The sequence below is a fragment of the Streptomyces sp. NPDC045431 genome, from assembly GCF_040646655.1.
Classification (GTDB): domain Bacteria; phylum Actinomycetota; class Actinomycetes; order Streptomycetales; family Streptomycetaceae; genus Streptomyces.
This window is the reverse complement of sequence record NZ_JBEZAQ010000013.1, coordinates 101,883-127,284: the sequence shown is the minus strand read 5'-3', so window position 1 is coordinate 127,284 and position 25,402 is coordinate 101,883. Positions and strand designations below refer to the sequence as shown.

General features: G+C 72.6%; 22 protein-coding genes. 10 read left to right on the top strand and 12 right to left on the bottom strand.

Annotation, left to right across the window (positions count from 1 at the left end):
* Positions 1–54 precede the first annotated feature (54 nt).
* The 4 genes from AB0A69_RS24290 to AB0A69_RS24275 form a co-directional block, all read right to left on the bottom strand.
* The gene (locus AB0A69_RS24290) at positions 55–2,907 is read right to left on the bottom strand and encodes an FtsX-like permease family protein (protein WP_361425693.1); all 2,853 of its coding nucleotides are present in this window, start codon (positions 2,905–2,907) and stop codon (positions 55–57) included.
* Positions 2,904–3,647: an ABC transporter ATP-binding protein gene (locus AB0A69_RS24285; RefSeq protein WP_361425690.1), complete on the bottom strand. Its 744-nt coding sequence runs from the start codon at positions 3,645–3,647 to the stop codon at positions 2,904–2,906. Before AB0A69_RS24285 ends, AB0A69_RS24290 begins: the two co-directional genes overlap by 4 nt.
* Positions 3,648–3,743: 96 nt before the next feature.
* Positions 3,744–4,445 (bottom strand): PadR family transcriptional regulator, encoded by a 702-nt coding sequence (locus AB0A69_RS24280; RefSeq protein WP_361425687.1) that lies wholly within the window; start codon positions 4,443–4,445, stop codon positions 3,744–3,746.
* A 95-nt stretch (positions 4,446–4,540) separates the two neighbouring features.
* A complete protein-coding gene (locus AB0A69_RS24275) occupies positions 4,541–4,720 on the bottom strand; it encodes a hypothetical protein (RefSeq protein WP_361425684.1) in 180 nt (59 codons plus the stop codon).
* 130 nt (positions 4,721–4,850) lie between these two features.
* Between AB0A69_RS24275 and AB0A69_RS24270 the strand changes: the two genes are divergently transcribed.
* Complete coding sequence (locus tag AB0A69_RS24270; protein WP_361425681.1) at positions 4,851–5,306, top strand: hypothetical protein; 456 nt, start codon at positions 4,851–4,853, stop codon at positions 5,304–5,306.
* 249 nt (positions 5,307–5,555) lie between these two features.
* Here AB0A69_RS24270 and AB0A69_RS24265 read toward each other — a convergent pair whose 3' ends face one another.
* Positions 5,556–7,238 (bottom strand): protein kinase, encoded by a 1,683-nt coding sequence (locus AB0A69_RS24265; protein WP_361425678.1) that lies wholly within the window; start codon positions 7,236–7,238, stop codon positions 5,556–5,558.
* Positions 7,239–7,739: 501 nt separating this feature from the next.
* Here AB0A69_RS24265 and AB0A69_RS24260 point away from each other — a divergent pair.
* On the top strand, positions 7,740–9,392 hold the full coding sequence (locus tag AB0A69_RS24260; protein WP_361425831.1) for a protein kinase: 1,653 nt from the start codon (positions 7,740–7,742) through the stop codon (positions 9,390–9,392).
* Positions 9,393–9,513: 121 nt separating this feature from the next.
* On the opposite strand, the gene AB0A69_RS24255 is transcribed toward AB0A69_RS24260, so the two are convergent.
* The 3 genes from AB0A69_RS24255 to AB0A69_RS24245 form a co-directional block, all read right to left on the bottom strand.
* Positions 9,514–10,542, bottom strand: coding sequence for a phosphotransferase (locus AB0A69_RS24255; RefSeq protein WP_361425675.1), 1,029 nt, complete (start codon positions 10,540–10,542; stop codon positions 9,514–9,516).
* A 15-nt stretch (positions 10,543–10,557) separates the two neighbouring features.
* The gene (locus AB0A69_RS24250; RefSeq protein WP_361425672.1) at positions 10,558–10,938 is read right to left on the bottom strand and encodes a pyridoxamine 5'-phosphate oxidase family protein; all 381 of its coding nucleotides are present in this window, start codon (positions 10,936–10,938) and stop codon (positions 10,558–10,560) included.
* 89 nt (positions 10,939–11,027) lie between these two features.
* The gene (locus AB0A69_RS24245; protein ID WP_361425669.1) at positions 11,028–11,684 is read right to left on the bottom strand and encodes a response regulator transcription factor; all 657 of its coding nucleotides are present in this window, start codon (positions 11,682–11,684) and stop codon (positions 11,028–11,030) included.
* Positions 11,685–12,024: 340 nt separating this feature from the next.
* Here AB0A69_RS24245 and pdhA point away from each other — a divergent pair, with 340 nt between their 5' ends.
* The 5 genes from pdhA to AB0A69_RS24220 all read left to right on the top strand — a co-directional run bounded on the left by pdhA (position 12,025) and on the right by AB0A69_RS24220 (position 17,706).
* Complete coding sequence (gene pdhA / locus AB0A69_RS24240) at positions 12,025–13,197, top strand: pyruvate dehydrogenase (acetyl-transferring) E1 component subunit alpha (protein WP_361425666.1); 1,173 nt, start codon at positions 12,025–12,027, stop codon at positions 13,195–13,197.
* Positions 13,198–13,199: 2 nt separating this feature from the next.
* Positions 13,200–14,180 carry an alpha-ketoacid dehydrogenase subunit beta gene (locus tag AB0A69_RS24235; RefSeq protein WP_361425663.1) on the top strand — a complete coding sequence of 327 codons (981 nt, stop codon included), beginning with the start codon at positions 13,200–13,202 and terminating at the stop codon, positions 14,178–14,180.
* 30 nt (positions 14,181–14,210) lie between these two features.
* Positions 14,211–15,647, top strand: a complete 1,437-nt coding sequence (locus AB0A69_RS24230; RefSeq protein ID WP_361425828.1) for a dihydrolipoamide acetyltransferase family protein — start codon at positions 14,211–14,213, stop codon at positions 15,645–15,647.
* 98 nt (positions 15,648–15,745) lie between these two features.
* Positions 15,746–16,399, top strand: coding sequence for a GntR family transcriptional regulator (locus AB0A69_RS24225; protein ID WP_361425660.1), 654 nt, complete (start codon positions 15,746–15,748; stop codon positions 16,397–16,399).
* Positions 16,396–17,706 carry an MFS transporter gene (locus AB0A69_RS24220; RefSeq protein ID WP_361425657.1) on the top strand — a complete coding sequence of 437 codons (1,311 nt, stop codon included), beginning with the start codon at positions 16,396–16,398 and terminating at the stop codon, positions 17,704–17,706. The genes AB0A69_RS24225 and AB0A69_RS24220 overlap by 4 nt, the downstream gene beginning before the upstream one ends.
* Before the next feature lie 14 nt (positions 17,707–17,720).
* Here AB0A69_RS24220 and AB0A69_RS24215 read toward each other — a convergent pair whose 3' ends face one another.
* Positions 17,721–18,545 (bottom strand): maleylpyruvate isomerase family mycothiol-dependent enzyme, encoded by an 825-nt coding sequence (locus AB0A69_RS24215; protein ID WP_361425654.1) that lies wholly within the window; start codon positions 18,543–18,545, stop codon positions 17,721–17,723.
* A 135-nt stretch (positions 18,546–18,680) separates the two neighbouring features.
* Here AB0A69_RS24215 and AB0A69_RS24210 point away from each other — a divergent pair, with 135 nt between their 5' ends.
* Together AB0A69_RS24210 and AB0A69_RS24205 are read left to right on the top strand one after the other, a co-directional pair.
* Positions 18,681–19,466: a carbon-nitrogen family hydrolase gene (locus AB0A69_RS24210; RefSeq protein WP_361425651.1), complete on the top strand. Its 786-nt coding sequence runs from the start codon at positions 18,681–18,683 to the stop codon at positions 19,464–19,466.
* 102 nt (positions 19,467–19,568) lie between these two features.
* Complete coding sequence (locus AB0A69_RS24205) at positions 19,569–21,398, top strand: NHL domain-containing thioredoxin family protein (RefSeq protein WP_361425648.1); 1,830 nt, start codon at positions 19,569–19,571, stop codon at positions 21,396–21,398.
* 8 nt (positions 21,399–21,406) lie between these two features.
* Here the strand turns inward: AB0A69_RS24205 and AB0A69_RS24200 are convergent, their stop codons facing one another.
* Both AB0A69_RS24200 and AB0A69_RS24195 read right to left on the bottom strand, forming a co-directional pair.
* On the bottom strand, positions 21,407–21,637 hold the full coding sequence (locus AB0A69_RS24200; RefSeq protein ID WP_361425645.1) for a hypothetical protein: 231 nt from the start codon (positions 21,635–21,637) through the stop codon (positions 21,407–21,409).
* Between the two features lie 78 nt (positions 21,638–21,715).
* Positions 21,716–23,014, bottom strand: a complete 1,299-nt coding sequence (locus tag AB0A69_RS24195) for a M18 family aminopeptidase (RefSeq protein ID WP_361425642.1) — start codon at positions 23,012–23,014, stop codon at positions 21,716–21,718.
* Between the two features lie 123 nt (positions 23,015–23,137).
* On the opposite strand from AB0A69_RS24195, the gene AB0A69_RS24190 reads away from it, so the two are divergent.
* Positions 23,138–23,386 carry a hypothetical protein gene (locus tag AB0A69_RS24190; RefSeq protein ID WP_361425639.1) on the top strand — a complete coding sequence of 83 codons (249 nt, stop codon included), beginning with the start codon at positions 23,138–23,140 and terminating at the stop codon, positions 23,384–23,386.
* Between the two features lie 104 nt (positions 23,387–23,490).
* Here the strand turns inward: AB0A69_RS24190 and AB0A69_RS24185 are convergent, their stop codons facing one another.
* Positions 23,491–25,317 carry an acyl-CoA dehydrogenase gene (locus AB0A69_RS24185; protein ID WP_361425636.1) on the bottom strand — a complete coding sequence of 609 codons (1,827 nt, stop codon included), beginning with the start codon at positions 25,315–25,317 and terminating at the stop codon, positions 23,491–23,493.
* Between the last annotated feature and the right edge of the window lie 85 nt (positions 25,318–25,402).

Sequence of the window (25,402 nt, the reverse complement as noted above, 5' to 3'; positions counted from 1 at the left end):
CGGTCTGCCCCTGGAGGAGGGTGATCCACCCTCCTCCAGGGGCACACGTGCGGCCTAGGTGGCGGCGCGGCGGGCCAGCGCCCCCCGGGAGCGGGTCACCAGGGCCGCGAGCAGCGCCGCGCCCAGCGGGACGGCGACCAGCAGGGCGGCCAGCGTCTCCCACGGGACGATGATCGGCACGTGCGGCGGCGGGCTGAACGTCATCCCCTGGTCCAGGGCCTCCTGGTACCACTTCATCTCCTGGCGCCGCTCGGTCAGCCGGAGCCCGATCGCGGGCAGTACGCCCGCCGCCGAGCCCAGCAGCACACCCATCACGGCGACCACCCCGCACTGGAAGCCGCTGAGCGTCCGGCGCACCCGCGGCGGCGCCCCCACCGCGGCCAGCGTCTTGAGGTCGGCCTCGGCGTCGGCCTGGGCGAGCCCGGTGGCGATACCGGCCGCGCCGATGGTGATGAGGGTCGCGAAGACGGTCAGCGACAGCAGCACGATGCTGTTCTCGCTGACGAACCCCTCCTCCACGTAGAGCTCGACACCGACGCCCGTCTTGGCGAGGTCGTCGTCCAGCTTCTGGCGCTGCTCACCGCTCGGCATGGTGCCGGTCGTGAAGAGCGCGCCCAGCGGCTGCGTGGCCAGCCCCGCCGCCTTGGCCGCGGCCGGCGACATGATCCCCGCCACGCCGTACCCCTTGGTGCCCTCGGCCACCTGGTACGCGGGGAAGGACTTCACCCGGCCCGGGCGCTCCTTGCCGGCCATGGCGGCCTCGTCGGCCGCCTGCTGGTCGGTGATCAGCCGGATGGAGATGTTCCGGCTCTTGTCGACCATGGGCCGCGAGAAGGCCACGACCTTGCCCTCGGCCAGGGCCTTCGCGGCCCCCGGGTCCTTGACCCCGAGCACCGCCAGCAGCTTGGCGTCGGCGACGACCAGCCCGGACTCGCTGAACGCCATGGTCTCCGTGTTCTGGCAGCGCCAGTCGCGCCCGAGCTTGCGGCGCTCCTCCTTGCTGAGCTTCTCCGCCGGGTCGGAACCGTCCGGCGTGGCGGCCCACAGCGGGCACTCGTTGGCCTTCGGGATGACGACCTCATAGGTGCCACAGCCCTCGGCGCTGCTGTACACGTCGCAGCCGGCTCTGCCGACCACGATCCGGTCCAGATCGGCCCGCAGGTCGACGGGCAGGTTCTTCTGGACCGCGTCGCGCACCGCCGGGACATCCCGGCCGCCGCCCTCCCGCACCAGCACGGAGACCGCGCCGTGCGGCAGCTGTGCCTCGTAGCCGGCCCGCTCCTGCGCGTCGCGGCTCACCGTGTACGTCGCCACGGCGACCGTGCCCGCGACCGCGGCCAGTACCGCGGCGACCGCCGGAGCCGTACGGCCCCGGTTGCGCACGGCGTCCCGCAGCGCCAGTCGTGGCGACAGCGGCAGCCAGCGGCCCACGCGCCCGAACAGTCCGACCAGGGCGGGGGTCATCGCCACCGCGCCGAGCTCGGCCAGGGCGCTGCCGGCCGCGACGAGGAGGAACTGGTCGGAGAAGACCGACCCGTACAGCGCGATCGCGGCGCCCAGTGCCACCGCGCCCAGCCCGATCAGCGGCAGCACCCGGCTGCTGCGGCGCACCCCGCGGCGACCGGTGAGCGAGGCCAGCACCGTCTGGCGCGAGGCCGTGACGGCCGGCACGATCGCGGCAAGCAGACCGGTCAGCACCGCCAGCAGTCCGATGCCCAGCAGCTCCAGCGGGCGGACGTCGAAGCTGCCGAACCGCCGGCCGATGGTCTCCTCCAGCACCGGCTGGAGCGCGAAGGTCAGGACGATGCCGAGGACCGTGCCGGTCACGGCCGCCGCGGCGCCGATCACGAGGCCGCCGGCGAGGACGATGGCCCGGATGTGGTGGCGGTCGCCGCCGTTGGCACCGACCAGGCCCAGCTGGCGGCGCGAGCGGCGGGCGCCGACGGCGAACGCGGGACCGGCCAGCAGGCAGATCTCCAGCATCGCCAGGCCCACGACCGTACCGGCGGCAGCGAGGGCGGCCGCGTTGGCGGCACCGCTCTCCTCGTACGGAGCCCAGCCCTCCTCGGTGTACAGCGGGACGTCGGACTGGGCGGGCGGGTCGAGGAGGACGGCGCGCGAGGTCACCGTCACGCCCTTGGTGTTGGCCTCCTTGACCATGTTCCACGTGAAACCACCGGGCACGCGGAGCAGGTGCGTGGTGGTCGTGGTCGTGCCGGACAGCCCCTCCGCCTTGAGCGCCTTGTCGAGCGGAGCCAGGAACGCGCCGGGCACGGCGATGACCTCGTCGTCCTTGAGCCCGTTGGGCATCTCGTACGTGCCGACGATGCGGTACTCCCGGTCCAGGCCGCGCGCGGTGAGCGTCGAGCCGACACGCAGGCCGCTGGCCTCCAGGAAGTGGCCGGTCACGGCCACCTCGTCGGCCTTCTTCGGGAACCGGCCGTCCAGCAGGTTCACCAGGCCCTCGGCCATCGGGTCGTCGGCCTTGAGCTCCCGGATCTGGGCGTGCAGCAGACCGTACGCGGTGCGCACCTTCCCGTAGCCGACCGAGTCCGGCAGGACCGTCGCGTTCGCCGGGAACGCCTTGGAGACGTCCGTCGCGCCTTCCGGGTACGGCTTGCCGTCGAACTCCCCGACCGGCGTGGACTGGTCGCCCTCCGGGTTCTGGTACAGCGGCGCCCCGCCGTACCCCGGGTCGGATATCCGCGCGTCCGCGGCACCCAGCGTGCGCGTCACCTTCTCCTCGGCGGACAGCTCCGCCGAGCGCAGGGTCAGGTCGGCGGCGCTGACACCGAGGATGGGCAGCGCGATCATCGCGAGGACGAGGAAGCTGCGCCCCTTGAAGCGCCAGGCGTCACGGCGGGCGATGCGCACCGCCGCGCGCCACGAATGGAACCAGTTGTTCACTGTTCGGCCGCCTGGCCCGTGAGCAGGGAGTCGGCGTCGCTGCGGATGGTCTGGTCGACGACCGCGCCGTCACGCAGGAACACCACGCGGTCCGCCCAGGCGGCGAAGCGCGGCTCGTGGGTGACGAGGACACCGGCCGCGCCCGCGTCGCAGCGGGCGCGCAGCAACGCGAGCACCGACTCTCCGGTCTCGGAGTCCAGGGCGCCGGTCGGCTCGTCGGCGAGGACCAGCCGCCGGTCGCCGACGAGCGCACGGGCGATGGCCACGCGCTGCTGCTGGCCGCCGGACATCTCGTCGGGGAACCGGTCGGCGAGGTGGCCGAGGCCCATTTCCTCCAGCGCGGCGATGGCCTCACCGCGCGCCTTGCGGGCGGAGGTGCCGTCGAGCTCGCGCGGCAGGGCGACGTTCTCGGCGGCGGTGAGCGCCGGGATGAGGTTGTAGTCCTGGAAGACGTACCCGATGCTGCGGCGGCGCAGGGCGGCGAGCGTCTTGCGGTCGGCGTCGGTGATGTCGGTGTCCTCGACGATGACCCGTCCGGAGGACGGGGTGTCGAGGCCGCCCGCGATGGTCAGCAGCGTGGACTTGCCGGAGCCGGACGGCCCCATGACGGCGACGAGTTCACCGGGGAAGACGTCGAGGTCGATGCCGCGCAGCGCGTGCACCTCGGTGGCGCCGGAGCCGTGGACCCGGGTGAGCCGCTGGAGTTGCAGCACCGGCTGCTCGGACTGGCGTGGTGACATGGAGGGGTCCCCCCTTGGGCATACGCGCGCGCGTGCGGGCGTACGCAGCGGATGTTCGTACGAGAGTGGTCTGGGGTGGTGCTCAGCCGGTGCGGGTCACGAGCCGGCGGCCTTGCCCGCGCGCCCGGCGGTGGCGGTGCCTCCCGCAGCACCGCCCACGGGAGCGGAGCCGGGTGAGCCGAGTGGCCCGGCCGTGTCGGCCGTGTCGGCCGTGCCAGCTGTGCCGGCCGTGTCCGTCCGTCCGGTCATGACGGCGTGGGACAGCCGGATGAGCCGGGCCTCGCAGTGGTCCAGCCAGCGCGCCTCGGCCTCCGTCTGGAAGATCAGCTGCTCCAGCACGAGCAGCCAGGCCACGTCGTCGCGCTCGCGCGACGCCCCGCTCTCCAGGGCGGCGATCGCCTGGTGCTTGAGCCGGGTGTAGTCCTGCATCGCCCTGACGGTGTGGCGGCGCTGCGACTGGATGACGGCCCGGATGTCGACGCCGGGGGCGCCGACCGCCATGGCCAGCTTGATGGCCAGCTCGTCGCGCGCCGGACTGGTGCGGTCGACGGGCTTCTCGAACCAGCTCCTGAGCTCGTCGCGGCCCGCCTCGGTGATCGCGTAGAGCGCGTGCCCGGCCTCGTCCGCGCCGCCCTGTTCCACCATGCCGTCGCGCTCCAGGCGGCTGAGCGTGGTGTAGACCTGGCCCACGTTGAGCGGCCAGGTGGAGCCGGTGCGCGACTCGAACTCCGTACGGAGCTGGGAGCCGTAGCGCGGGCCGTGTTCGAGGAGGGCGAGCAGCCCGTGGCGGATGGACATACTCAGTATGTATACCGAGTATGTCGTGCCCGGCAACCGTCGCCCGGAGGACCGGGAACGTCCGTCTCAAGGGGGATCGACGGGGCGGGAAAGGATCAGCGGCGGCGCATCCGGAGTCCCAGGAAGCCGAGTCCCAGGCCCATCGTGGCGAGCCCCACCCCCAGGGTGAGAACGGGAAGCTGCCGGTCAGCGGCGGTCTCGGCGGAGTTTTCGGCGGCCCGCGCGGCGGGCTCGTACGCGTCGGCGGCCGGCGTACGGGAGGGCTCGCCGGGCACCGCGGCGTCCGTCTCCGGTACCTCGTCCCACGGCTCGTCCCCGTCGGGGGCGTCCGGCGCTGTTGCAGTTTTGGTACGTGACGGGTCTCCCGCGCCCGACTCCGTCCCCGACGGGTCCCCCGACGGGTCCGTGGACGGCGACGCCGATGGCGACGGCGACGGCGACGGTGGCTGGGGCCGCCCCGGCCGCTCCCGCCCCGCCCCGGCGGGCCGCCCGGCGAGCGACGGCGACGTCGACGGCCTGCCCGGCACCTGGGCCGGGTGCAGCGCCCCGTCCGCGCCTCCGGGAAACGTGGGGGACGTCCCAGGCGTCGGAACCCCCGGGGAGGCGCCCGGACCGCTGGGCACCGGCGCGACCGGTGCCGGGACCGGGACCGGGACCGGTGTGGCCGGCCGTGCCGCCGCGCTCCCGGCGGGGTTCAGCGGCCGGACGGCGGGCCGGCCCGCGCCCGGCGGCGTACCCGGGGGCGTACCCGGGGGCGTGCTCTCGTCCGCGTACGCGGAGCCGACCGGCGCGACCGCCCAGACGAGCAGTATGAGGAACGCGCACCGCGACCGTGAGCCGAGTTTCGGAGTCACCGCGTGACCCCCTCCCGTGGCGAGCCACTTCGTACAGTGGCCTCAGCGTCACACGGGGCGGGGGCCCCGGCATCCCGGGCGGCCCCAGGGCCACCCGCAGGGGTTACGACGGCGGAATCCACCGACGGATCCACCGACCGATCCACCCGACCGATCCACCGACGGTCGGCCGCGCACTCGACCGGCGCGAGCGGGCGAGCGGCCGCGCGATCAGCGCCCGCCGGTCACTGACCCGGGCCGCCCGTCGCGTCCCCGGTCACTGACCCGGGTCGCCCGTCGCGACCGTCAGCTCGAAGGTCTGGTTGCCCGGCACCACGGCGGTCCCCTCCGTCGGGAACTGCGAGATCACCTGGTCCTCGGCGTACTGCGGGTTGTCCACTTCCTTGACGCTGTACTTCCAGCCCGCCGCCTGGAGGCACGACTTGACCGACAGCACGTCCTTGTAGGTGAAGCTCGGCGCCTGCACCTTCTGCGGGTCGTCGCTGTCCTCCCGGGCGTCCGTGCACTCTTCCTTGTCGATGGTGCGGTTCCGCTCCGGCGGCTTGTGTCCCGCCTGGGCCTGCTCACCGGAGGCCGTGGCGCCGCCGCCCGCCGCCGGGCCCGGGTCGTCCTCGCCGCCGCTGAGCACGACCGCCGTGACGACGCCGCCGATGACGATGAGCGCCGCCACGACCGCGCCCACGACGACCGCCGTGTTGCCGCCGCGCCTGCCGCCGCCGCTGCCACCGGGGGCCGGGGCCGACTGCGGCGCGATCGTGTACGGCGGCGGGGTCTGCTGGTACGGCGCCGGGCCGGGGCCCGGGGCCGGGGTGTGCACCTGCTGCGGGTAGCCGTAGCTCGGCGGCGCCGGGGTCGGCGCACCGTACGGGCCGGGAGCCGGGGTCGCAGCCGGGCCGGGGCCGGTCTGGTACGGGGTCTGGACGCTGTGCGGCCCGGGCGCCGGGGTGGTGTGGTCGACCGGCGGGAAGACCGCCGAGCCGACGCCCGCGCCACTGTTCACCGGCCCGCCACCGGCCACGATCACCGGCGCGCCGGTCTGGCCGGCCGACAGCAGCCGCAGGCACTCGTCGCGCATCGCGGCAGCGCTCGGGAAGCGCTCGTTCGGGTTCTTCTTCAGCGCCCGCGCCACCAGCGCGTCCATCGCCGGCGTGACCGCCCGGTTGATGGAGGAGGGCGCGACCGGCTCCTCCTGCACATGGGCGTACGCGATGGCCAGCGGCGAGTCGGCGTCGAACGGGATGCGGCCGGTCAGCAGCTGGAAGAGCATGATGCCGACCGAGTACAGGTCGGAGCGCGCGTCGACGCCGCGCCCCAGCGCCTGCTCCGGCGACAGGTACTGCGGCGTGCCGACCACCATGCCGGTCTGCGTCATCGAGGTGACGCCCGACTGCATGGCGCGCGCGATGCCGAAGTCCATCACCTTGACCACGCCGCGCTTGGTCATCATCACGTTGCCCGGCTTGATGTCCCGGTGGACCAGGCCCATCTCGTGGCTGGTCTCCAGGGCGGCGAGCACGTCGGACGTGACCTTGAGCGCCTTGTCGGCCGGCATCGCGCCGTACTGCCGGATGTCCGCCTGCAGGACGGACCCGAGGGGCTGGCCCTCGACGTACTCCATGACGATGTACGGCATGACGCCGTCGCCCGCGGCGGAGCCGCCGAATGTCACCGTGTCCTCGCCCGTGTCGAACACCGAGACGATGTTGGTGTGCTGGAGCTTGGCGACGGCCTGCGCCTCGCGGCGGAACCGTTCGCGGAAGGACTGCTCGCGCCCCAGCTCCGTGTGGAGCGTCTTGATGGCGACCTGGCGGTCCAGGGCCGTGTCGTACGCCAGGTACACGGACGCCATGCCGCCTTCGCCGAGCAGATCGCGAAGCTGGTACCGGCCGCCCGCGACCGAACCGCCCGCATAGCGGCCCCGTGCGCCGTCCTGGCTCATTCCTTGCTCCCCCGTGCGCGCGCGTGGCCGCGGTGATCCGGTTTTACGGGCCCAGTCTGCCCGAGGGCCGGGACACGTCAAGCCGGGTGCCCGTTCCGTGACCGTACGCACAAGAAGCGTCTCGGAAGCGTTACACGCCGGGAACGCAATTTGCACAGGTGTACGTGGAACCGATTGGATGGCCGGTCCATCCGGAACCGGCCCGGCGCGCGGAGGCTGTAGCGTGACGGGGCGTAGTACCCCTTAGGAACACGGCGGCACACCGCAGGCACACCCAGCACGCGGGCACAGAAACGACGGCGAGGACTGATGGCACCCGGATCCGAAGCAGGCGGCGGCGGAGGAGTGTCGGATGGCGGCGGAGTGTCGGACGGCGGAGCGCGCGACGCCCGGGCGGACGTGAGCGACTCGCCGGACCAGCGTGACGGGCGCGACCAGCAAGGCCACCGTGACGAGCGTGACCAGCGCGATGAGGACAGTGGGTCCCGCGGCGGACGCGAGATCCGCGACGAGGCGTCCGACTGGGGCGTCGGCGGCCTCGTCGGCGACGGCCGCTACCGCCTGACCCACCGCCTCGGCCGCGGCGGCATGGCCGAGGTGTTCGCCGCCGAGGACGTACGCCTCGGGCGCACGGTCGCCGTCAAGCTGCTGCGCGCGGACCTCGCCGAGGACCCGGTCTCCAAGGCCCGCTTCACCCGCGAGGCGCAGTCCGTCGCCGGGCTGAACCACCACGCGATCGTCGCCGTGTACGACTCCGGCGAGGACGTCGTGGGCGGTCAGTCCGTCCCCTACATCGTGATGGAGCTGGTCGAGGGCCGCACCATCCGCGACCTGCTGCACACCGCCGAGGCGCCGCCGCCCGAGCAGGCGCTGATCATCGTCTCCGGCGTGCTGGAGGCGCTCGCGTACTCGCACCAGCACGGCATCGTGCACCGCGACATCAAGCCCGCGAACGTCATCATCACCCACAGCGGCGCCGTCAAGGTGATGGACTTCGGCATCGCCCGCGCCCTGCACGGGGCGTCCACCACCATGACGCAGACCGGCATGGTCATGGGCACCCCGCAGTACCTCTCGCCCGAGCAGGCGCTCGGCAAGGCCGTCGACCACCGCTCCGACCTGTACGCCACGGGCTGCCTGCTCTACGAGCTGCTCGCGCTGCGGCCGCCGTTCACCGGCGAGACACCGTTGTCCGTGGTGTACCAGCACGTCCAGGACATCCCGGTGCCGCCGTCGGAGGTCTCCGACGTGGCGCCGCCGGAGCTGGACGGGCTGGCCATGCGCGCGCTCGCCAAGGACCCGGACGACCGGTTCCAGAGCGCCGAGGAGATGCGCGGCCTGGTGCAGTACGGGCTGCAGATGCTTCAGCAGCAGGGCGGCCACTCCGGCACCTGGAACACCGGCCCCGTCGACACGCACGACGGTGTCCGCACCCCGGCCGGCGGCGTCGCCGCGACCTCGGTCATGGGCCACCCCGTCCACGGCGAGACCTCGCAGGGCCCGATACTGCCGCCGATGAACCCCGACGACGGGGCGTACGCGTACGGGTACGACGGCGGCCACGGCGGCAAGGGCGGCTCCGGCCGCGGCAAGCTGGTGCTGTTCGTCGCCCTCGCGCTCATCGCGATGGTCGCCGGTGCGGTGTACGCGCTCAACAAGGCCGACACCCCCAAGGGCGGGCAGGACACCAAGACGCCGAAGACGACCGCGCCCTCCACGCCCGGCAAGGACAGCAGCCCGTCGCCGAGCGACGACCCGACGGAGGAGACCCAGGAGCCCGACGGCTCCTCGGGCGGTGGCAACAACTGGAACGACAACCCGCCGTCGTACCGCCCGCCGACGGACTCGAAGACGGACGAGCCGTCACCCTCCGGCGGCACCCCCTCGTCCCCCGGCACGACCGACGGCGGTACGGACCAGGGGACGACGGACGGCGGCACGGACACCGGGGGCCAGACCGACGGCGGACAGACCGACGGCGGCCAGACGGACACGGGTGGTCAGACGGACGGTGGTCAGACGGACACCGGCGGCCAGACCGACGGCGGTCAGACGGACGTCGGCGGCCAGACCGACGGCGGCAACACCACCACCGGCGGCCAGGCGGACGGCGGCAACGCCACCACCACGGGCTCGACCACGCAGGGCCAGTAGCCACTCGCCGGACCGCCCGACCGCCGGACCGCCCGACCGCCGCGCCGCCCGACCGCCGCGCCGCCCGACCGCCGCGCCGCCCGACCGCCGGACCGCAGCGCCGCCGGGCCGTGCGGCAGGGTCAGGCGGTGAAGGCGTCGCGCACCGCCTCGTACTCCCGCGTCCACCACACCGCCAGGGCCGACGCCGCAGGAAACTGCGGGTCGGCCCTGCCGTCGTGCAGCTGGTAGCGCCAGCGCAGTATCCAGAAGTCGTTCAGCCGCTCCCACCACACCCGGTGCACCGCCGCCGCCAGCTCGGCCGCGTCGGCCCCGGCCGCCCGCCGGTAGGCGCGCGCGTACGCCCGTACCTTGGCCAGCTCCAGTTCACCCGCCGGCTGGACGAAGAAGATGACGGCCGCCCGTACGGCCTCCTCGGCGCGCGGCTGGACGCCCAGGCGGTCCCAGTCGATGATCGCGGCGGGCTCCGCGCCCCGGTAGAGCAGGTTCAGCGGGTGGAAGTCGCCGTGCACCCAGCCGCCCGCGTCGGCCCGCGGGGGGCGGCGGTGGGCGTGCTCGGCGAGGAGCCGGCGCCGTTCCAGCAGCCGGTGCTCGGCGAGCTCGTCGAAGGTGTCGCGGGGGCGGCGGGCGCGGGAGAGGGCCAGCAGCCGGTCGATGAGCCGGAAGGTGTCCTCGGGGTCGGCGCTGCGGTGCCCGTGGTCACGGTCCGGGTGCGGTTGCGGCTCCATCACCTGCTCCAGGCACGTGTGGACGAGCCCGAGGAGCGCGCCGAGGCGCCGCGAGCCGGCCGTCGTCAGCTGGGCGCCGTCCCGGTGGCGGCCGTCGACCCACGGGTGGAGCGCGTAGCACCGGCCGCCGATCTCGGCGACGGTCCGGCCCTCGGTGTCCGCGAGCGGCGGGGCCACCGGGACGCCGAGGTGGTGCAGGCGCTGGGTGGCGCGGTGCTGGCGGACGATGGTGTCGCGGTCGGCGGTGGGGGCGTCGAGGTGCTGTTTCAGGAAGTACGCGCCGCGGGTGGTGGCGAGGCGGTAGCCGCGGTTCAGCAGGCCCTGGGTGACGGGGACGCAGGAGAGCGGCTCGCCGGGGCCGTCGTAGCGGCGCAGCAGCGCACTCAGGGGTGGGGCGGGGGGTGTTGCAGATGAGCGCGGCACTCCGCAGATGTTAGATCACGCAGCGTGGGGGGTGTGCACGGAGACGAACCTCGGCTCGACGCGCAGGTAGGCCGGGTCCAGGTGGTGCGGGGCCGGGCCGAAGAGGGCGAGCTCGCGAGGCGTGGGGTCGGCGAGGCGGGCAGTGCCGGTGACCTGGACGGACCACAGGACGTCGGCGCCAGAGTGGAAGTTGTCGGCGCCGTACGCGACGACGGTGCCGTGGCAGGCGCGGTGGTGGCCGAGGCGCCGGTCCATGCGCAGCACGACGTCGCCGTCGCCGCTCACGATGTGCCGCGCGGGGGCCACGGCGGGCATGGCCCGCAGGCTGGTCGCGATGCGGCCGTACGGCACGCGCGCGAGCAGCTCGATGGCGCGCGGTTCGTCGGTGAGGGGCATGGCTCCACCCTCACGCGCCCCCGCGCCCCCTAGAAGGGCCGCCCGGCCCGGCGGGGACGGGACCTAAGTCCCGCGTGAGGCTCAGGGGCTCAGCGGCGTTCCGACTGGAGGCGGGCCACGTACGCCGCCGCCTGGCTGCGGCGCTCCATGCCCAGCTTCGACAGCAGGCTGGAGACGTAGTTCTTGATGGTCTTCTCCGCCAGGTGCAGCCGCTCACCGATCGCGCGGTTCGTCAGGCCCTCGCCGATGAGGTCGAGGATCCGGCGTTCCTGCTCCGTCAGGGAGGCGAGTCTGGCGTCGCCCTTCGGGGCGCCGTCGCGCAGGCGCTCCAGGACGCGGGCCGTGGCCACCGGGTCCAGCAGGGACTTGCCGGCGGCGACGTCGCGGACCGCCGTGAGGAGTTCGCTTCCGCGGATGGCCTTCAGGACGTACCCGGAGGCGCCCGCCATGATCGCGTCGAAGAGGGCCTCGTCGTCGGCGTACGACGTGAGCATCAGGCATTTCACGGAGTCGTCGTGGGAACGGATCTCGCGGCAGACCTCGACGCCGCTGCCGTCCGGGAGGCGTACGTCGAGGATGGCGACGTCCGGACGCGTCGCCGGGATGCGGGAGAGGGCCTCCGCCGCCGTGCCGGCCTCGCCGACGACCTCGATGTCGGGTTCACCCGAGAGCAGCTCGTGCACGCCACGGCGTACGACTTCGTGGTCATCGAGCAGAAATACCGTGATTTTTCCGTCTTCGCGCACGGAATCAGTCTCACATACTCACTCTTCCCGTGCCCGGGGTCCGCGGGATAACGTGCCCGTGTTCCGGCGGCCCGCAAGGCTGTGACCAGTGCTGTTTTCGTTCCTCGCCCCCGCAATTCTCGATTTACTTGGAAATCCAAGCAAAATCGCAGGTCAAAGGGGGTTTCGCAGTAATGCGGCGCACTGGGTAACGTGCCTTTGACGGGGTGCTCGCCGGGGCACCTGTCACGCCTGTTCCCGGCCGAGGGCACCCACCCCGTGCGCGTACGTACGGAAACAGGCGGAGCCGACTGGCCTACCCGGCGGACCCCGGGGGCCGGACAGACGGAGGAGCACGCACGTGACCGTGGAAGGCACTGCCGCGCGCAAGCCGCGACGCAGCAGTAAGCGCACCAGCGCGAGCGGGACCAAGGCAGCCGGCGCCCAGGGCGGCGCCGAGCCCCAGCTCGTACAGCTGCTCACCCCCGAGGGTGAGCGCGTCCAGCACCCCGAGTACGACATCGACCTCAGCCCCGAGGAGCTCCGCGGTCTGTACCGCGACATGGTGCTGACCCGCCGCTTCGACGCGGAGGCCACCTCCCTCCAGCGCCAGGGCGAGCTGGGCCTGTGGGCCTCGCTCCTCGGCCAGGAGGCCGCCCAGATCGGCTCCGGCCGCGCGCTGCGCGACGACGACTACGTCTTCCCGACGTACCGTGAGCACGGCGTCGCCTGGTGCCGGGGGGTCGATCCGACCAATCTGCTCGGAATGTTCCGTGGCGTGAACCACGGCGGCTGGGACCCGAACAGCAACAATTTTCACCTGTACACGATCGTCATCGGGTCGCAAACGCTGCACGCCACCGGATACGCCATGGGCGTGGCGAAGGACGGCGCGGACAGCGCGGTCATCGCCTATTTCGGTGACGGCGCATCCAGCCAGGGTGACGTCGCCGAGGCCTTCACCTTCTCCGCGGTCTACAACGCCCCCGTCGTCTTCTTCTGCCAGAACAACCAGTGGGCGATCAGCGAGCCCACCGAGAAGCAGACCCGCGTGCCGCTCTACCAGCGCGCGCAGGGCTTCGGCTTCCCCGGCGTCCGCGTCGACGGCAACGACGTCCTCGCCTGCCTGGCCGTGACCCGGTCCGCCCTGGAGCGGGCGCGGCGCGGCGAGGGCCCGACGCTGGTCGAGGCGTTCACGTACCGCATGGGCGCGCACACCACCTCCGACGACCCGACCCGCTACCGCCACGACGACGAGCGGGCGGCCTGGGAGGCCAAGGACCCGATCCTGCGGCTGCGGACGTACCTGGAGAAGCAGGGGCACGCCGACGCCGCCTGGTTCGAGGAGCTGGAGGCGGAGAGCGAGGCGCTCGGCAAGCGCGTCCGCGAGGCGGTGCGGGCCATGCCCGACCCCGACCACCTGGCGATCTTCGAGAACGTGTACGCCGACGGGCACACGCTCGTCGATGAGGAGCGCGCGCAGTTCGCCGCCTACCAGGCGTCGTTCGCCGACGCGGATGGCGAGGTCAAGTAACCATGGCTGTACAGAAACTCCCGCTCGCGAAGGCGCTCAACGAGTCCCTGCGCACGGCGCTCGAGAACGACCCCAAGGTCCTCATCATGGGTGAGGACGTCGGCAAGCTCGGCGGCGTCTTCCGTGTGACCGACGGTCTCCAGAAGGACTTCGGCGAGGAGCGGGTCATCGACACCCCGCTCGCCGAGTCCGGCATCGTGGGCACGGCCATCGGCCTCGCGCTGCGCGGCTACCGGCCGGTCGTCGAGATCCAGTTCGACGGCTTCGTCTTCCCCGCGTACGACCAGATCGTCACGCAGCTCGCCAAGATGCACGCCCGCTCGCTGGGCAAGGTCAAGCTGCCGGTCGTCGTCCGCATCCCGTACGGCGGCGGCATCGGCGCCGTCGAGCACCACAGCGAGTCGCCCGAGTCGCTCTTCGCCCACGTCGCCGGGCTCAAGATCGTCACGCCGTCGAACTCCTCGGACGCCTACTGGATGCTCCAGCAGGCCATCCAGAGCGACGACCCGGTGATCTTCTTCGAGCCGAAGCGCCGTTACTGGGACAAGGGTGAGGTCGACACCGAGGCCATCCCGGGCGAGCTGCACCGCGCGCGGACGGTGCGCGAGGGCACCGACCTGACGCTGGTCGCGTACGGGCCGATGGTGAAGGTGTGCCTGGAGGCGGCCGCGGTCGCGGCGGAGGAGGGCCGGTCGGTCGAGGTGCTCGACCTGCGCTCGGTCTCGCCGCTCGACTTCGACAGCGTGCAGGCGTCCGTGGAGAAGACCGGGCGGCTGGTGGTCGTGCACGAGGCGCCGGTCTTCTTCGGCTCCGGTGCCGAGATCGCCGCGCGCATCACGGAGCGGTGCTTCTACCACCTGGAGGCGCCGGTCCTGCGGGTGGGCGGCTACCACGCGCCCTATCCGCCGGCCCGGCTCGAAGAGGAATACCTGCCGGGTCTCGACCGGGTGCTCGACGCCGTCGACCGCTCGCTCGCGTACTAGAGGAGGCCCGCTGTGATCCGCGAGTTCAAGATGCCGGACGTCGGCGAGGGCCTCACCGAGGCCGAGATCCTGAAGTGGTACGTCCAGCCCGGTGACACCGTCACCGACGGGCAGGTCGTCTGCGAGGTGGAGACCGCGAAGGCGGCGGTGGAGCTGCCGTGCCCGTACGACGGGGTGGTGCACGAGCTGCGCTTCCCGGAGGGCACGACGGTCGACGTCGGCGAGGTCATCATCTCGGTGGAGGTCGCCGGTGGCGCCGCCGCCGAGGAGCAGCCGCAGACCGCCCAGCCGGCGGCGCAGGAGCCCGCCGCGAAGGACGCTGCCGCGTCCGACGACGCCGAGCCCCAGGGGCGCCAGCCCGTGCTGGTCGGGTACGGCGTCGCCGCGACGTCCACCAAGCGCCGCCCGCGCAAGCAGGCGCCCGGGGCCCCGGCCCAGGAGCCCGCGGCCGCGGCGATCCAGGGCGAGCTGAACGGGCACGGGGCCCCGGCCCCTGCCCCGGAGGCTCCCGCGCCCACCACCGCGCCCGCCGGCCCCCGGCCGCTGGCCAAGCCGCCGGTGCGCAAGCTGGCGAAGGACCTGGGGGTCGACCTGGCGACGGTCACCCCGACCGGGCCCGGCGGGACCGTCACCCGCGAGGACGTCCACGCGGCCGTGTCCCTCGCCGCCGCCTCGGTCGGCGCGCCCGCCGCCGTACCCGTACAGGCCCCGGCGCAGGCCCCGGCTCCGGCCCCGCAGCCGGAGGCGCCGGTCACCACAGGTGCCGGCCGGGAGACGCGCATCCCGATCAAGGGCGTACGCAAGGCGACGGCCCAGGCGATGGTCGGCTCGGCCTTCACCGCGCCGCACGTCACCGAGTTCGTCACGGTCGACGTCACCCGCACCATGCGGCTCGTCGAGGAGCTCAAGTCCGACAAGGACATGGCCGGGCTCCGGGTGAACCCGCTGCTGCTCATCGCCAAGGCGCTCCTGGTCGCGATCAAGCGGAACCCGGAGATCAACGCGTCATGGGACGAGGCCGCCCAGGAGATCGTGGTCAAGCACTACGTGAACCTCGGCATCGCGGCGGCCACGCCGCGCGGTCTGATCGTGCCGAACATCAAGGACGCGCACGCCAAGACCCTGCCGCAGCTGGCGGAGGCGCTCGGCGAGCTGGTGGCCACCGCCCGCGAGGGCAAGACCACCCCGGCGGCCATGCAGGGCGGCACCGTCACCATCACCAACGTCGGCGTCTTCGGCGTCGACACCGGTACGCCGATCCTGAACCCGGGCGAGTCCGCGATCCTCGCGGTCGGCGCGATCAAGCTCCAGCCCTGGGTCCACAAGGGCAAGGTGAAGCCCCGTCAGGTCACCACCCTCGCGCTCTCCTTCGACCACCGGCTGGTCGACGGCGAGCTCGGCTCCAAGGTCCTGGCGGACGTCGCCGCGATCCTGGAGCAGCCGAAGCGGCTCATCACCTGGGCGTAGGGACCTGGGCGTAGGGCCCGCGCACGGCTCATGTGAGGCCCGTCCCATTTCCGGGGCGGGCCTCACTCTTGTACCCATCATGTATCTAAGCTGTACGCATGCCCCCAGCCCCTTCCGCGTCCCCTCCTGCCGCCGACCGCGTCTACACCCACGTCAAGCAAGCCGTCCTCGACCGCCGCTACCAGGGCGGCACTCTCCTCACCGAGGGCGAACTCGCCGAAGCCGTGGGGGTGTCCCGTACTCCCGTGCGGGAGGCGCTGCTCAAGCTGGAGATGGAAGGGCTGCTGAAGCTCTACCCCAAGAAGGGCGCCCTCGTCCTCGCCGTGTCGGCGCAGGAGATCGCGGACGTCGTCGAAACCCGGCTGCTGGTCGAGCAGTTCGCGGTCCGCAAGGCCGTACCGGCGTCACCGCGGCTGATCGAGCGGCTGGAGGAGCTGGTGGAGGAGCAGCGCCGTCGTGCCGAGGACGGCGACCTGGCGGCCGTCGCGCTGACGGACCGCACCTTCCACGCCGAGATCGTGGGCCACGCGGGCAACGAGATCCTCTCCCGCCTCTACGACCAACTGCGCGACCGGCAGCTGCGGATGGGCGTCGCCGTCATGGAGGCCCACCCCGACCGCATCGCCAAGAACATCGCCGAGCACGCCGAGATCCTCGCCGCCGTCCGCGACGGGGACGCCGAGCGCGCCGCGCAGTGCGTGCACCGCCACGTCAGCCGGGTCAAGGACCTGGTGCGGGGTGAGGAGCGGTGAGCCACGCCACTCCCGTGCCCGCGCTGCCGCACGATCCTCCGGGCGGCCGCCGCGCCGCCCTCGTCTGGGGTGTCGGCGTCTGCGTCTACCTGGTCGCCGTCATCTTCCGTACGTCCCTGGGCGTCGCGGGGCTGGACGCCGCCGACCGCTTCGGCATCAACGCCTCCGCCCTGTCCACCTTCTCCATCCTCCAGCTGCTCGTCTACGCGGGCATGCAGATACCCGTCGGCCTGATGGTCGACCGGCTCGGCACGAAGAAGGTCCTCACGCTCGGCGTGGTGCTGTTCACCGTCGGCCAGCTGGGCTTCGCCCTCTCGCCGTCGTACGGCATGGCGCTGGCCTCGCGCGCGCTGCTGGGCTGCGGCGACGCGATGACGTTCATCTCGGTGCTGCGGCTGGGCACGCGCTGGTTCCCCGCGCGGCGCGGACCGCTGATCGCGCAGGTCGCCGGGCTCTTCGGGGTCGTCGGCAACCTCGTCTCGACGATCGTGATCGCGCGGACACTGGACGGGCTGGGGTGGACGGCGACGTTCGCCGGCAGCTCGCTCGCCGGTGTGGTCGTCCTCGTCCTGCTCGTGCTGTTCCTGAAGGACCACCCCGAGGGGTACGCACCGGAGCCCGTGCGCCACGCGGGCGCGGCGTTCGTCCGCCGCCAGATCGCGCGGTCGTGGCGCGAGCCCGGCACCCGGCTCGGTATGTGGGTGCACTTCACCACCCAGTTCCCGGCGATGGTGTTCCTGCTGCTGTGGGGCCTGCCGTTCCTCGTCGAGGAGCAGGGCCTCGCCCGGGGCACGGCCGGCGACATGCTGACGCTGACGGTGCTCGCCAACATGGTCTTCGGCATGACCTACGGCCAGATCATCGCCCGCCACCACGGCGCGCGCGTGCCGCTCGCGCTCGGCACGGTCGCGGCGACGGCGGTCGTGTGGGCGGCCACCCTCGCCTACCCGGGGGACCACGCCCCGATGTGGCTGCTGGCCACCCTCTGTGTCGTCCTCGGCGCGTGCGGGCCCGCCTCGATGATCGGCTTCGACTTCGCACGGCCGGCCAACCCGCCGGAGCGGCAGGGCACGGCCTCCGGGATCGTCAACATGGGCGGGTTCACCGCCTCGATCACGACGCTGCTCGCCGTCGGCCTGCTGCTGGACGCGACCGGCGACGACTACCGGATCGCCTTCTCGTCGGTCTTCGCGCTCCAGGCGCTCGGGGTCACGCAGATCCTGCGCCTGCGGGCCCGTACGGCGCGGCGGGAGCGGGACCGGCTGGTCGCGAGCCGGGTGGAGACCGTGCACGTGCCGGCGGCGTGACGCACGGGCGCTCCTTACGGAGTGACCGCGAAGTGCGCGAGGATCGCGTCGGCCAGCTCCTGGTCGCCCTCGACCTTGACCCGGTCCGCCACGGCCGAGGGCCGTACGCGCCCGCACGCCAGGCGCATGTACGTCTCCCAGTCCGTCGCGATCGTCACGGCGGGCCCGAGGGACGGCGCCCCGTCGATCGTGCCGCGCCCCTCCGCGTCCACCCGTACCGTCCGCAGGAACTCGACCGGCCCGTGGATGTCGAAGACGACCGCGGTGTTCGGGGGCGCGCCCGCGTCCTTGGCGACGACCCGGGGCAGCACGTGCAGGAAGTTGTCGCGGGCGACGTACGCGCCGGGGGAGTCGAGGTTGCCGGGCTGCCCGAGCGCGGTGCGCAGGTCCTGCTCGTGGACCCAGACGTCGAAGGCGCGCATCCGGTAGGCGAGTTCCAGCGACTGCTGGGCGCCGAGGGGGGCGCGGATCAGGGTGTCGGGGGAGCGGTTCTCGTTGCGCAGCCGGCGGGCGCGGCGGATGAGGACGTACTCCAGTTCGGCCGTCATCTCCGGGGCGGTGTGGTGGCGCCGCGCGTCGACCTGCACCTCCATGTAGCGGGCGAAGTCGCCGCGCACGTGGAACAGGTCGCGGGGAAGGGAGTGGATCGGGCGCGGGTCGCCCAGCATCTCGCACTCCATGCCGATGACGTGCGACACGATGTCGCGCACCGACCAGCCCGGGCACGGTGTGGCGCGGTTCCACTCCCCCTCGGCGAGCGGCTGCACCAGCTCGGCTATCGCTTCGATGGAGTGGGTCCAGGCGTCGGCGTAATTCTGGAGGCTGGGATGGACGGTCACGGGACCCCTCGGGCGGTTGGTACGCGGGCTGGGTGCTGTGCAGTTAAGTTACGCTGCCGCGAGGCACCCCGGCAGTGCTTTCGTGTGACGATCGTAGGCCGGAGTTGACGACTCGAATGCCAGGACGGTGGTAGTGTGCGCGCCTCGCTGATCCAGATCGCGGTAGACCCGGACGAATCGCCCCAAGCCCGTCGTACGCGCGTGGCGTCGCTCGTGGCCGGACAGCGCGGGGTCGCCGATCTCGTCGTCCTCCCGGAGCTGTGGCCCATCGGCGCCTTCGCGTACGAGTCGTTCGAGGCGGAGGCCGAGCCGGTGCCCGGCGGCCCGACGTACGAGGCGATGGCGAAGGCCGCGGCCGAGGCGGCGGTGTGGCTGCACGCCGGCTCCGTCGTGGAGCGCGGGCCCGACGGCCTCCTCTACAACACCTCGCTCGTCTTCTCCCCCTCCGGCGATCTCGCCGCGACGTACCGCAAGATCCACCGCTTCGGCTTCGACCAGGGCGAGGCCGTGCTGATGGCGGCGGGCTCCGAGCTCGTCACCGCCCCGGTGCCGGACTTCCCGCTGGGCGTCGCGACCTGCTACGACCTGCGCTTCCCGGAGCTGTTCCGGGGCCTGGTCGACGCGGGCGCGCTCGGGTTCGTCGTCGCGGCCGGCTGGCCCGCGCGCCGCCGCGACCACTGGACGCTGCTGGCCCGGGCGCGCGCCGTCGAGAACCAGGCGTACGTCCTCGCCTGCGGTACGGCCGGCACGCACGCGGGCGTCGAGCAGGCGGGCCACAGCATCGTCGTCGACCCGTGGGGCGAGGTCCTCGCGGAGGCGGGCCCGGGCGAGGAGACCCTGACGGTCGAGCTGGACCCGGAGAAGGTGGCCACCACGCGCGACCGCTTCCCGGCTCTGAAGGACCGCGTCCTCGGCCGCTGAGGGCCTGCGGGGGAGCGGCTGGAACCGCCGCTCCCCGGGGGCGTGCGGGAGCGGCTGGAACCGCCGCTCCCTCGCGGAGTGCGCGGATGGCACCCTTGAACCATGAACGACTCCGCTCGCGCCTCCGCACCCCGCCGTGCCCGTGTCCGCGCCCCCGAGCTCGTCGGCAAGGGCGGCTGGCTCAACACGGGCGGCAAGGACCTGACCCTCGCCGATCTGCGCGGCCGCATCGTCATCCTCGACTTCTGGACGTTCTGCTGCATCAACTGCCTGCACGTCCTCGACGAGTTGCGCGAGCTGGAGGAGAAGCACCGCGACACGGTGGTGATCATCGGCGTCCACTCGCCCAAGTTCGTGCACGAGGCCGAGCACCAGGCCGTCGTCGACGCCGTGGAGCGGTACGGCGTGCACCACCCGGTCCTGGACGACCCCGAGCTGGCCACCTGGAAGCAGTACGCCGTACGGGCCTGGCCCACGCTGGTCGTCATCGACCCCGAGGGGTACGTCGTCGCCCAGCACGCGGGCGAGGGCCACGCCACGGCCATCGAGCGGCTCGTGGACGAGCTGGAGGCCGCGCACGAGGCCAAGGGCACCCTGCGGCGCGGCGACGGCCCGTACGTCCCGCCGGAGCCCGTCGCCACCCACCTGCGCTTCCCGGGCAAGGCGCTCCTGCTCGACAGCGGGAACTTCCTGGTCTCCGACACCACCCGCCACCAGCTGGTCGAGCTGGCGCCGGACGGCGAGAGCGTCGTACGCCGCTACGGCTCCGGCGAGCGCGGTCTCACGGACGGCGCGGCCGGCGAGGCGCGCTTCAACGAACCGCAGGGCCTCGCGCTGCTGCCCGAAGGCCGTGTCGTCGTCGCCGACACCGTCAACCACGCCCTGCGGCTCCTGGACCTCGCCGACGGCGAGGTCTCCACCCTCGCCGGCACCGGCGCGCAGTGGTGGCAGGGCTCCCCCACCTCCGGCCCGGCCCGCGAGGTGGCGCTCTCCTCCCCCTGGGACGTCGCCTGGTGGCAGGGCAGGGTGTGGATCGCCATGGCGGGCGTCCACCAGCTGTGGGCGTACGACCCCGAGCACGGCACCGTCTCCGTCGCCGCCGGGACCACCAACGAGGGCCTGGTCGACGGCCCCGCCGACGAGGCCTGGTTCGCCCAGCCGTCCGGGCTCGCGGCCGCCGGCGACCGGCTGTGGATCGCCGACTCGGAGACCAGCGCCCTGCGCTGGATCGACGCCGACGGCGCCGTCCACACGGCGGTCGGCACCGGTCTGTTCGACTTCGGCCACCGCGACGGCGCGGCCGGTCAGGCGCTGCTCCAGCACCCGCTGGGCGTCACCGTCCTGCCGGACGGCTCGGTCGCCGTCTCGGACACGTACAACCACGCCCTGCGCCGCTACGACCCCTCCTCCGGTGAGGTCACGACCCTCGCCACCGATCTGCGCGAGCCGAGCGACGCGGTGCTCGTCGGCGACGAGATCGTGGTCGTCGAGTCGGCCCGGCACCGCCTGACCCGGCTGCGGCTCCCCGATGAGGCCGTCCAGGTGGAGGCGGTGGCCCACCGCACGCAGCGCGAGGCGACCGAGGTCGCGCCCGGCACGCTGCGGCTGGACGTGGTCTTCCAGGCCCCGGCCGGCCAGAAGCTCGACGACCGGTACGGGCCCTCCACCCGGCTGTTGGTGTCCTCGACGCCGCCGGAGCTGCTCGCGTCCGGGGACGGCACCGGCACGGACCTGTTCCGGGAGCTCGCGCTGAACCCGGAGGTCACCGAAGGGGTCCTGCACGTGTCGGCGATGGCCGCCTCGTGCGACGACGACCCCCAGAACGAGTACCCGGCGTGCCACGTCCACCAGCAGGACTGGGGCGTCCCGGTGAAGGTCACCACCGGGGGCGCCACGCGCCTGCCCCTGATCCTCGCGGGACTCGACGCGTAGGTCCCTCGTCAGAGCGGCGGGCGGCGGTCGTCGCGCGGGTCGGCCATCGGGTCGACCACGGGGGAGACGACCGCCCTGCGGCGCCGGTAGATGCTGGTGAAGGTCGCGACACCGATGAGACCGACCGCCATCAGGATCAGCCCCACGAGATCGAGGTTGACGCTCTCGGCTTCCCAGTCGGTCGCGAAGGTGAGGATCGCACCCACCCCGATGAGGATGATGCAGCCACCCAGGCCCATGATTTCCCGCCTCCTCGTCAACACAACGTAGGCGTTCCGGGTACCCGGACCCGGAACGCCTACGCGGTACGGGAGGTGTCAGTCCGTCAGGAACGCGGTAAGCGCGTTGGCGAGCATGAACGGGTCGTCGGCGCCGCACAGTTCGCGGGCGCTGTGCATCGACAGGATGGCCACGCCGATGTCGACCGTCTGGATCCCGTGGCGCGCGGCGGTGATCGGGCCGATGGTGGTGCCGCACGGCATGTCGTTGGCGGAGACGAACGACTGCCACGGCACGCCCGCCTTCTCGCACGCCGCCGCGAACACGGCCCGCCCGCTGCCGTCCGTGGCGTACCGCTGGTTGACGTTCACCTTGAGGATGGGGCCGCCGCCCGCGCGCGGGTGGTGCGTTGGATCGTGGCGCTCCGCGTAGTTGGGGTGCACGGCGTGGCCCGTGTCGGACGACAGGCACACGGTTCCGGCGAAGGCGCGCGCCCGGTCCTCGTAGCCGCCGCCGCGCGCGAACACCGAGCGCTCCAGGACCGTGCCGAGGAGGGGGCCTTGGGCGCCGGTGTCGGACTCGGAGCCGTTCTCCTCGTGGTCGAAGCCGGCGAGGACCGGGATGTACGACAGGCCGTCGCCCGCGGCGGCCGCGGCGGCGAGCGCGGCGGCGCCCGCGTGCACGGACAGCAGGTTGTCCATGCGGGGCCCGGCGAGCAGTTCGCGGTCCCGTCCGAGGTAGGCGGGCGCCTCCAGGGCGTGCACCATCAGGTCCCAGCCGGCCACGTCGTCGGCGGCCACGCCCGCCTCGTCCGCGACGAAGGCGATCAGGTCGCCGTCGCGGACGTCGTCGCCGAGGCCCCAGATGGGCTGCATGTGCCGCTGGCGGTCCAGCTTGAGGCCGTCGTTGGCCTGCCGGTCCAGGTGGATGGCGAGCTGCGGCACGCGCAGCAGCGGCCGGTCCACGTTGGCGAGGACGTGGCTGCCGTCGCGCAGGGTCAGTCGGCCGGCCAGGCCCAGGTCGCGGTCGAGCCACGTGTTGAGCAGCGTCCCGCCGTACGTCTCCACGGCGACCTGCCGCCAGCCGTGCGCGCCGGTGTCGGGGCGGGGCTTGACGCGCAGGTTGGGCGAGTCGGTGTGCGCGCCGATGATCCGGAAGGGGGTGTGGGGGGCGGCGCCCTCCGGTACGTACCAGGCGATGATCGCGCCACCGCGGATCACGTACTTGCCGCCGGTCGTCCCGTCCCAGGCGGCGGTCTCCTCCACCTGCGCGAAACCGGCCTTCTCCAGCCGTTCGGCGGTGTTCGCGACGGCGTGGTACGGGGACGGGGAGGACGCCAGGAAGGACATCAGGTCGTCGGTGTGGCCGCGGTCGAAGCGGGCGGGAGAGCTGGTCATGAGATCACCATACGGCGGGCACCCGGGCCGGGCCCGGGCGATCGCGAGGCCGATTGTCAGTGGTGGCTGCGACGATCGGAACGAGTCCACCGCAATGGACCGAACGCGACCGGAGGTGTCCTGGTGACCACGACGACGACCGGCTCCACCCGCACCCGTGCCCTTGCCGCCCTCGCCCCGCTCCCGGCGTGCGCCGCGTGCGCGGCCCCCGACGCGCAGTGGCGTGCCCAGCTCCTGATGCCGCTGTGCGCGGCGTGCGCCGACGCGGCGACGGGGACCCCGGAGCGGGACCCCGTGCGCCTCGGCGACCTCCTGCCGGTGACGGCGGCGGTGCTGATCGCGCGCGCGTCGATACGGGCGTCGGCGGCGTGACGGGCACGCCCGCCTTCCCGTACGCCGCCGTGTAAAAGGGCGGCGGCCCGCCCCCGGGAACCTCGGGGAGCGGGCCGCCAGGACCAGGCCGCGTTGCTTGGGACTTAGAACGCGGACTCGTCCAGCTCCATCAGGGCGTTGTCGACGCCCTCGGCGATGGCGCGCTCGGTCGAGACGCCCGGCAGGACGTTGGCGGCGAAGAACTTCGCGGCCGCGATCTTGCCCTCGTAGAACGCCTTGTCCTTGGCGGACGCCGTCGGAAGCTTCTCGGCGGCGACGGCGGCACCGCGCAGCAGCAGGTAGCCGACGACCACGTCACCGGAGGCCATCAGGAGGCGGGTGGTGTTGAGACCGACCTTGTAGATGTTCTTGACGTCCTCGCCGGTGGCGGTGAGGTCGGTCAGCATCGTGCCGACGATCGCCTCCAGGTCGACGGCCGCCTTGGCGAGCGCGTCGCGCGCCGGGGCGAGGTCCTCGCCGCCGGTGCCGACGGCCAGGAACTTCTTGATCTCCTCGGCGAGCGCGTTCAGCGAGGCGCCCTGGTCGCGGACGATCTTCCGGAAGAAGTAGTCCTGACCCTGGATCGCCGTCGTGCCCTCGTACAGGGTGTCGATCTTGGCGTCGCGGATGTACTGCTCGATCGGGTACTCCTGGAGGTACCCGGAGCCGCCGAAGGTCTGGAGCGACTGGGCGAGCTGCTCGTACGACTTCTCGGAGCCGTAGCCCTTCACGATCGGGAGGAGCAGGTCGTTCAGGCCGATGAGCGCCTTGGCGTCCTCGCCGGCCGCCTCCTTGATCTGGATCTCGTCCTGGATCGCGGCGGTGTACATGACGAGGGCGCGCATGCCCTCCGCGTACGCCTTCTGCGTCATCAGCGCGCGGCGCACGTCGGGGTGGTGCGTGATGGTGACCTTGGGCGCGGTCTTGTCCATGAAGTTCGCCAGGTCCGGGCCCTGCACGCGCTCCTTGGCGTACTCCAGCGCGTTCAGGTAGCCGGTGGAGAGGGTGGCGATCGCCTTCGTGCCGACCATCATGCGGGCGAACTCGATGATGCGGAACATCTGGCGGATGCCGTCGTGCTTGTCGCCGATCAGCCAGCCCTTGGCGGGGTGCTTGTCGCCGAAGGTCATCTCGCACGTGTTGGACGCCTTGAGGCCCATCTTGTGCTCGACGTTCGTCGCGTACACGCCGTTGCGCTCGCCCAGCTCGCCGGTCTCCCAGTCGAAGTGGAACTTCGGCACGAGGAAGAGGGACAGGCCCTTGGTGCCCGGGCCGTGGCCCTCGGGGCGCGCGAGCACGTAGTGGAGGATGTTCTCCGACATGTCGTGCTCACCGGACGTGATGAAGCGCTTCACGCCCTCGATGTGCCAGGAGCCGTCCTCCTGCTGGATGGCCTTGGTGCGCCCGGCGCCGACGTCCGAGCCCGCGTCGGGCTCGGTCAGCACCATCGTGGAGCCCCACTGCTTCTCGACGGCGATGGAGGCGATCTTCTTCTGCGCCTCGTTGCCCTCCTCGAAGAGGATGCCGGCGAAGGCCGGGCCCGAGGAGTACATCCAGATCGCCGGGTTCGAGCCGAGGATCAGCTCCGCGTACGCCCAGATCAGCGAGCGCGGCGAGGTCGTGCCGCCGATCTCCTCGGGCAGGCCGAGGCGCCAGTACTCGGAGTCCATGAAGGCCTTGTAGGACTTCTTGAAGGTCTCCGGGATCGGCGCGGTGTTCGTCTCCGGGTCGAACACCGGCGGGTTCCGGTCGGCGTCCGCGAAGGACTCGGCGAAGTCGTTCTCGGCGAGACGGCGCATCTCGTCGAGCACGCTCTTCGCGGTCTCGACGTCCATCTCCTCGAACGGACCGGTGCCGTAGACCTTGTCGCGCCCGAGGACCTCGAAGAGGTTGAACTCGATGTCGCGGAGATTCGACTTGTAGTGCCCCATGGCGACGGCTCCGTAAGGCTCGGGGAGGCGGAATCCTCGTACACGTACCAGCAAGTAGCTACGATGATGCTACCCGCCGGTAATA

Excerpts from the sequence above, each read along its gene's own strand:
- AB0A69_RS24285 (WP_361425690.1), bottom strand. The coding sequence starts at position 3,647 with ATGTCACCACGCCAGTCCGAGCAGCCGGTGCTGCAACTCCAGCGGCTC.
- AB0A69_RS24280 (WP_361425687.1), bottom strand. The coding sequence starts at position 4,445 with ATGTCCATCCGCCACGGGCTGCTCGCCCTCCTCGAACACGGCCCGCGC.
- AB0A69_RS24265 (WP_361425678.1), bottom strand. The coding sequence starts at position 7,238 with ATGAGCCAGGACGGCGCACGGGGCCGCTATGCGGGCGGTTCGGTCGCG.
- AB0A69_RS24250 (WP_361425672.1), bottom strand. The coding sequence starts at position 10,938 with ATGCCCCTCACCGACGAACCGCGCGCCATCGAGCTGCTCGCGCGCGTG.
- AB0A69_RS24235 (WP_361425663.1), top strand. The coding sequence starts at position 13,200 with ATGGCTGTACAGAAACTCCCGCTCGCGAAGGCGCTCAACGAGTCCCTG.
- AB0A69_RS24230 (WP_361425828.1), top strand. The coding sequence starts at position 14,211 with ATGCCGGACGTCGGCGAGGGCCTCACCGAGGCCGAGATCCTGAAGTGG.
- AB0A69_RS24225 (WP_361425660.1), top strand. The coding sequence starts at position 15,746 with ATGCCCCCAGCCCCTTCCGCGTCCCCTCCTGCCGCCGACCGCGTCTAC.
- AB0A69_RS24205 (WP_361425648.1), top strand. The coding sequence starts at position 19,569 with ATGAACGACTCCGCTCGCGCCTCCGCACCCCGCCGTGCCCGTGTCCGC.
- AB0A69_RS24200 (WP_361425645.1), bottom strand. The coding sequence starts at position 21,637 with ATGGGCCTGGGTGGCTGCATCATCCTCATCGGGGTGGGTGCGATCCTC.
- AB0A69_RS24195 (WP_361425642.1), bottom strand. The coding sequence starts at position 23,014 with ATGACCAGCTCTCCCGCCCGCTTCGACCGCGGCCACACCGACGACCTG.
- AB0A69_RS24185 (WP_361425636.1), bottom strand. The coding sequence starts at position 25,317 with ATGGGGCACTACAAGTCGAATCTCCGCGACATCGAGTTCAACCTCTTC.